This window comes from Pontibacter sp. HJ8 (genome assembly GCF_054824225.1).
In genome coordinates, this window is sequence record NZ_JSYF01000095.1 from 1 (window position 1) to 7,804 (window position 7,804).

Annotated in this window: 4 protein-coding genes; all 4 read right to left on the minus strand. The window is 52.9% G+C overall.

Going from position 1 to position 7,804, the window contains the following annotated elements:
• Positions 1-228: 228 nt before the first annotated feature.
• Positions 229-3,054, minus strand: a complete 2,826-nt coding sequence (locus OB13_RS05685) for an FAD-binding and (Fe-S)-binding domain-containing protein (protein WP_461489184.1) — start codon at positions 3,052-3,054, stop codon at positions 229-231.
• 11 nt (positions 3,055-3,065) lie between these two features.
• A complete protein-coding gene (locus tag OB13_RS05690; protein WP_461489185.1) occupies positions 3,066-4,583 on the minus strand; it encodes a sodium:solute symporter in 1,518 nt (505 codons plus the stop codon).
• Positions 4,584-4,710: 127 nt separating this feature from the next.
• Positions 4,711-5,520 carry an N-acetylmuramic acid 6-phosphate etherase gene (gene murQ / locus OB13_RS05695; protein ID WP_461489186.1) on the minus strand — a complete coding sequence of 270 codons (810 nt, stop codon included), beginning with the start codon at positions 5,518-5,520 and terminating at the stop codon, positions 4,711-4,713.
• A 51-nt stretch (positions 5,521-5,571) separates the two neighbouring features.
• Positions 5,572-7,437: an outer membrane protein assembly factor BamB family protein gene (locus tag OB13_RS05700; RefSeq protein WP_461489187.1), complete on the minus strand. Its 1,866-nt coding sequence runs from the start codon at positions 7,435-7,437 to the stop codon at positions 5,572-5,574.
• Positions 7,438-7,804: the final 367 nt, after the last annotated feature.

The window sequence follows — 7,804 nt, forward strand, 5'->3', positions numbered from 1 at the left end:
AAAAAGTAAGGCCCCGCCGGCCAGGCGAAGTTATGAAACAAGACTAGTAGCAAATTGGGCAAAGTCACAACTACACGGCAGGATACGAGCTGCAAGCTCGCACCAGCAGGAGGTTATAAAAACAATCTGCTACAACTACTAAGTAAGGTATAGACATGAAAGGAACTATACCTTTGGGCCAGAGCCCCACTATAGCCGACACGAGCGGGGACGCTCGCACCAAGCGCTTTAGATACACTCATCCAGCATATACACAATCGACTCATAATTCCGGCCGACCGCTTCCGTCATCGCCATTTCACAGGTTTTAGCGGAGGAGTAATAGCCATCGTATTCGCGCTGTCTGACTTCGCCGGCCTCCGGTGCGGTGGCAGACTTCGTCAGTTCCGGCACCAGAAAGCCCCTGTCGCCAGCCATGCCGCAGCAGCCGGCGTGCATCGGCACGGTTACCTCCTGCGCCAGTTGTTTGGCTATACCGACAAACTTGGCTTCCAGCCCCATTTTCTGCAGCGAACAAACCGGGTGCAGCACGACCCGCTCTTTTTTCTTCAGAACCGTAGCCAGCGGAAGTATAAAATCCGCGATGTACTCAATGCTGTCGATGATGCGGAGGGCGTCAAATTTCTGCCTGTTTTCAGGTGTCAGCACCGGGCGGCATTGTTGTAGGGTATGCGTACAGGAGGTGATGTCCAGCACCAGCGGCAACCGGCCTCCGTCTGTCCACTCCCATACTTTCTGTATCGTTTCGTTCGCCGTATACGCGTAGGCTTTGCTATACCCTTTGGAGGAAAAGATCTGCCCGCAACAGGTACGCTGCGCGTCCTGCGGGATCAAGAACTTCACCCCCACTTTCTCCGAAACACTGATAAAAGTGTCAATGAGGTTCTTTTTGCCTCCTTCGGCACCACCCATTGTGCGGGAAATACAGGTCGGGAAGTATACGACGGCTGTATCCGGCTGCGCTTTCTCGGACCAGAATTTATACTTCGAAAAACCCGGGGACGGAGCCAGCAGGTTTGACCACAACGGCATCGCCGGCACCATATCTTTTACGCCTTTGGTAAGCTTTACCAGCGTATTGGCTCCCAGTACTTTGTTGATACCGGCGCCTGTTTTCAGGCCCAGGTGCACGGCGGAGGTGACAGGACTAAAGTTTTTGGCCACCAGCAGCGCCACGTTATTGGCCAACTCATTGTGGCTTTCGCGGCGCAGACGCTTCACCAGATCACCCGTGTTGATATCGACCGGGCAGGCAGTGGCACACAGGCCATCCACGGCACATGTATCCAGCCCGTCGTACTGGTATTGGTCCAGCAGCTCGTCGTGCTGCTTTTTCTCCCCTTTTCGTTTCAGGTTGAGCAATTCCCTTCTGACCACAATGCGTTGGCGCGGCGTCAGGGTAATATTCCGGCTCGGGCATTTATGCTCGCAGAAGCCGCATTCCATGCAGCGGTCCACTTCCTCTTCCACCTTGGGCAGTTCTTTGAGGTTACGGATGTGTGCATTCTTATCCGGATTGATGATGACGCCGGGATTGAGCAGGTTTTCCGGATCAACGACCTGCTTGAGCGTTTTCATCACCTGGTAGAGTTCCGGTCCCCACTCTGTTTCGACGAATGGCGCCATGTTACGCCCGGTGCCGTGCTCTGCTTTCAGCGCGCCGTTATACTTCTTCACCACCAGTGCCACGACCTCTTTCAGGAAGCTGTTGTAGCGCTGGACCTCATCTGGTGTATCGAAGGCTTGCGTCACGACGAAGTGAATGTTGCCGTCCTTGGCATGGCCGAAAATAATGGCATTTGCATAGCCGTGCTTCCGGAAAAGCTGCTGCAAATCCAGGATGGCATCGCCCAGTTCTGCTACCGGGAAGGCTACGTCTTCTAGTATCACCGAGGTGCCACTGGCCCGCACAGCGCCTACAGCCGGGAACATCCCTTTCCGTACTTTCCAGAGGAAAGCCTGCTCGATCGGGTCAGTCGTGAACACAGGTTGGTTGAGCAGGGAGAGTTCCGGGGAAAGGGCAATGAACTTCAAAATCTTTTCCTGCACCTCCTCCGGGGTATTGGCCTGAAACTCTACTAACAAAGCAGCAGCCGTATCCGGCAGGGTTTTGATGTCGGCAGGCACGCCGGCCATGTGCTCGATGGAGCGCAGGGAAGCCCGGTCCATGAGTTCTACCGCTTCTGCACCAGCTACCGTCAACGGCACAATGGCCTGGCAGGCAGCATAGATGTCGGGGAAGTAGAGCAGCGCGGTGGACTTGGCCGGATAATCAGGAACCGTACGCAGGACGGCTTCGGCAATAAAGCCAAGTGTACCCTCAGCCCCGATCAGCAGGTGTGCCAGGATATCGAGCGGGTGTTCGTAGTCGATGAAGGCGTTGACTGAGTAGCCAACGGTGTTCTTGGTTTTATATTTCTGCCGGATGGTGGCATGCAGCTCCGGATTATTAACGATTTGTTTCTTCAGTTGCTGCAGCGTGCGGTATAGCTCCGGGCACTCCTCACTGAAACGCAAATAGTCTATACCTACTTCCGTGGAATACGACAGGCCGTTGGGCAGCATAAACCGGATGTAGCGGGTGGTATGATAGGAGTTCTTGCTTACCCCGCAGCACATGCCGCTGGCGTTGTTGGAGAGTATGCCTCCCACCATGGCCGAGTTGATACTGGCCGGGTCGGGTCCGATCTTGCGTTTGAACGGGCGCAGGTGCGCATTCACAATGGCCCCGATCACACCGGGCTGCACCCGTACCTGCTCCCCCTCTATTTCGACCTGCACCTTGTTCCAGTACTGGCTCAGGTCCACCAGTATACCATCTGAGATCGATTGTCCCGAAAGGCTGGTACCGGCCGTGCGGAACGTGAGCGGAATTTTATGCTGGTGAGAAAAGGCAAACAGCTTTTTTACTTCTTCGTCCGACACAGGCTGCACAACAGCTTTGGGTCTTAAGTAATAAAACCCGGCGTCAGAAGCGTAAGACACGACATCGATCAGCCGTGCCCGTATGCGCGCTTTTGGCAAAATGGCCTCCAAAAGCTGTTCTATATTCATAAAGGAGATGCTTAATACGTTGGTTGTTTTACCTTTTCCGCTTCAGCCAGCGCCTCCAGCTCGGCTCCACTACCCGGTCTGCTGGTCAAGAGAAGTAGGAAGAACGTAATGGCCGCATTCACGATGATCAGTTCAAATCCCATGGCATAGCCTGTCCAGCTAACAGAGTTTACGTCCAGCAGATAAGTCAGGACAGGTGAAATAACACAGATGTACGGCACCAGCTTGTCGCTCACAGCACGCTTGTTGGCCATACCGAACGCAAACAGACCCAGCAGCGGACCGTAGGTATAGCCGGCCGCTTTAAAGATCGCATTTACAACAGAGTCGTCGTTGATGATCCGGAAAACCAGTATCACCAGAAGCATGACAACCGAAAAGCCTACATGCACCAGGTGGCGGGTACGAACCAGCTTCACGTCCTCCTGGTTCTCCTTCTTGGTGAAGTTCAGGAAGTCTACGCAGAAGGAGGTCGTCAGGGCTGTTAAGGCAGAGTCAGTGGTAGCAAAAGTAGCCGCTGTCAATCCCAGCATAAAGATCACAGCCGGCAACAAGGCCATGTGATTCAGGGCGATCTCCGGGAACAGGTGGTCCGGAGTGGCCAGCGATGCGACGTCTATGCCATTGGCTTCGGCATACATGTAGAGCAAAGCGCCCATGCTCAGGAAAAAGATGTTGATGGAAACGAAAACAGCTGTAAAGGAGAGCATGTTCTTCTGCGCCTCACCGATGTTTTTACAGCTCAGGTTCTTCTGCATCAGGTCCTGGTCCAGGCCGGTCATCGCGATGGTCACGAATATACCACCCAGGAAGTGTTTCAGGAAGTGGCTCTTGTTGCCCATAAAATCTTCCCAGAAGAAGATCTGAGAGTAAGAGCTGTCCTTTACCGCCTCAAATGTCTGCACCAGGTTCAGGTCCAGGCTGTTGGCAATGAACACGATCGAGAGTATAACCGAGCCCACGATGAACGCCGTCTGTAGCGTATCTGTGATCACGATGGTTTTCAGACCTCCTTTGTGGGTGTATAACCAAATGAGTATAAGACAGATAGAAACGGTGGCAAAGAAAGGTACTCCCCAGGCATCAAAGATAAACCGCTGCAACACGATGGCCACCAGGTATAGCCTGAAGGCGGAACCGATGGTGCGGGATACCAGGAAGATCATGGCCCCGGTCTTGTAGCTCCAGTAGCCGAACCGTTGTTCCAGGTAGGTATAGATGGAGATCAGGTTCATGCGGTAGTACAGCGGCAAGAGGATAAACGCGATGAGGATGAACCCGACCGTATTGCCCAGCACAAACTGAAAATACCCGAAACTGCTGTTGACAACCGCCCCGGGCACCGAGATAAAGGTAACACCGGACAAGGCAGTACCGATCATCCCGAAGGCAACGAAGTACCATTTCGAATTTCGGTTGGCGATAAAGAAGCTGGAGTTATCTGAGGAGCCTCTTGAGGTAAAGTAGGAAACCCCTATCAGTACGACAAAATAGCCGATCAGAAATGATAAAAGGATAATTGGCGACATAAAAAAATTAGTTAATCAAAGCAGTTCAGGAAATGCAAGAGCACGGCAGCCTGTCAGTCAGAACCGCGCGTGCTGGTAAGTTACACAGATTTGCCGAAATTATGACAAGGCAGCCACGGACTGCCTGCTAAGAAACAGAGACACTGGCTACTGCCTTGCGTACGCTGCCATGCTTTTCCAGCAGGGCGGCGGCCGTTTTTTCATCTGTGCCTGTCTCGGTCATCACCATTCGTACGCCGCGGTTGTAGAGTTTGTGGTTGGTCAGCTGCATGTCCACCATCTTGTTGCCTTTCACCCTTCCCATCTGGATCATCACGGTGGTGCTGAGCATATTCAGGGCCAGCTTCTGTGCTGTGCCGGCTTTCATGCGGGTACTTCCTGTTACGAATTCAGGACCTGGCACCACCTCTACCGGGAACTGTGCCTCCGCCGCCACCGGGCTTCCTGTGTTACACACAATGCAGCCGGTTGCCAGTCCGTTTTCATTGGCTTTTTTCAGACCACCGATCACGTATGGGGTCGTGCCCGATGCAGCCAGGCCTACCACTACGTCGTGCTCATCCACTTCGAAAGCCTGCAGGTCTTTCCAGGCCTGCTCGGCATCGTCCTCGGCAAACTCCACTGCCTTGCGGATAGCGGTATCGCCTCCGGCTATGATGCCGACCACCATGTCAAACGGTACGCCGAAAGTCGGCGGGCACTCGGATGCGTCCACTACACCAAGCCGGCCACTCGTACCTGCCCCGATGTAAAACAACCGGCCCCCCTGTTTCATTCTATCTACTACGACCTGCACCAGCTTCTCTATTTGCGGAAGCGCTTTTTCAACGGCAAGTGGTACGCTTTTGTCTTCTTTGTTGATGTTTTCCAGGATCTCCTTCACGGACATCTTGTCCAGATCCTTGTAGTTCGAGTCTTTCTCGGTTGTAATCTCCATTGTGTGTATTAAATAAATCCTTCTAAAGCGACTCCCTACGCTACAGCACCTTTATTTTTTGGCAGGTGCATATTCCAGGCAGGCAATCTTTCCATCCATCGTGCTCACGATCACCCTGTTTTTGCCCATCGGCATGATAGGGTTCATGAGGCTATTCGAACTCTTGTATTTCCAGAGCACCTGGCCACTCTGGCGGTCTACAGCGCAGGCCAAGCCGGAATGGGTGGGTACGTATACGACTCCATTTTTTTCAACGATTGCCGAAGGAGCCAGCTCGTACGGCAAGGCAAGTGCCGATTTCCAGTCTACCTGCAGCGTTCCGGCCGTTGTGGAAACTCCAAACAGCTGCCCGTCCATTGTTTTTACATATACCAGCGCACCATCTGCTGACAAGCCCATCGATTCGCGCACGCGTCCTTCTTTCATTTGCTCGCGCCATACGACTTGTCCGTTGGCGGCATCCAGGGAGGTCATGTAGCGGTCAGGGGCAACTATAAATATACGCCCGTTGGCTGCGACCGGGTAACAGGAGGCCGGAGAGTACATGCGGTTGGTGGAACCATTGTTCCACTTCCAGGCAAGCGCGCCGGTGGCAGCATCCAGGGCATAGAAGTCATTGCCCCAGCTTCCGAAGTATACCTTGCCCTGGTAGAGCAGCGGCTTGGTCACTACAAAACTGCTTACCTGATCAAAGTCCCAGCGCAGTTTGCCGTTCTTCAGGTTCAGTGCCCGGAAATGCCCGTCCGATGCACCGATATACACCACTCCCTTTTCGATAAGGGGCGAACCGAGCACGGGTTTGCCGGCCGTAAATTTCCAGATCAGCTTGCCGCTGGAAGCTTCCAAACAGTAGATGTTGTTGTCAGAGGAGCCCACCACGACAAAGCCCTTGGCAACAGCCGGGGTTGAATATATCTTCCCGTTGGTGCGGTAGGCCCATTTTTGCTTGCCCGTTTTCTGATCCAGGGCATAGATCAGCCCGGTGGTATTGGTCGCGATGACCAGGTTTTTATAGGTAGCCGTTCCTGCGCCCACATCGCTGTTGTCCTGGTATTCCCATACCAGTTTCACGTCCGGGTATACCTGATTGACAGCAAAAGAAGGACGGTGGTAGGTAACGGGATCGCTGGCGAAGTCGTGCTTTACCAAAGGGATTTTCTTCCAGGTTGGCAGCGTTTCCATACCTGGTTTGCGGGTTGCAAAGTGAGCGGTGTCGTTGGCAAAGGTGACGATGTTATACCCACCGATCGTATCCTTGGCGCGGAGGTTAGAGCGGCCCATCACACTGGGAATGCCGTCATACCGGAATTCCCGGTTGCCGTGCCCGTGCCCGTGCAGGATGAGCTGCGTGTTCTTTGTCTTCAGCATGTCTATCACGTCGTACCAGTTGTTCAGGGAAGAATCCTGGGGGTAGTGATTGAGGTACACAACCGGCATATCGGGATTGGGCAGGTGGGTCAACACGGAGTCGAGCCATACGACATTTTCACGGGGAATCTGCCCCGGTCCCATCCGCATGTTGGGTCCTGAACTGGTGCCGGCAAACAGGTAGCCATTGTGGGTAAAGGTAAACGTCTCGGCTCCGAACACGGTCCGGAAACTGTTGCTGCCGCTTTCTGACCAGTTGGAGTCATGGTTTCCGGGTATGATGTACCAGGGTTTGTTCAGGCCGTCAAACAGTTGCTTTGCTTCCTTCAGTTCTTCATTGGAGCCAAACTCGGTAATGTCTCCTGTGATGACGACAAAACTAAGGGAAGCATCGGCGTTGATATCCGCGATGGTACGCTGCACATCTTCCCGGGCGGTTGGGTTGCCGATATGGGTGTCGGTTACAAAGGCAAATTTAAAAGACTGGCTCTGACCTATGCTGCATACCAGCAGCATCGCGATCAAGGCTGTATACCTCCGTATATCCATTTGTGAATTTTGTTAAGAGAAGAGGGTTTGATTCGTGCAGATGGCAATAAAATTAGTATTCACTCTGCTCATGCAGCTTAAGTTTAGTAAACTAGCGCAGAAAACCGCACAAAAGCGCATGAGCAAAATGAACACTGTCCCTTTATTTGAGATAAAAATAGAAAACTTATCGCTAAAGTTCACCATAATCAGCATGTTTTTTCAAATTACCCGCAAAAACACGCACATATTGATTGACTTGAAGCAAGCGAGGCCAGGCTATACCTGCGTTAACAGGGCCAAACCCTATCCTATACCTGAAGCTTTATTATTTCTGCTTCGCTATCAGTTGCTGTAGGCGCGGGAGTTCGGCATAAAGGCCAGTCCC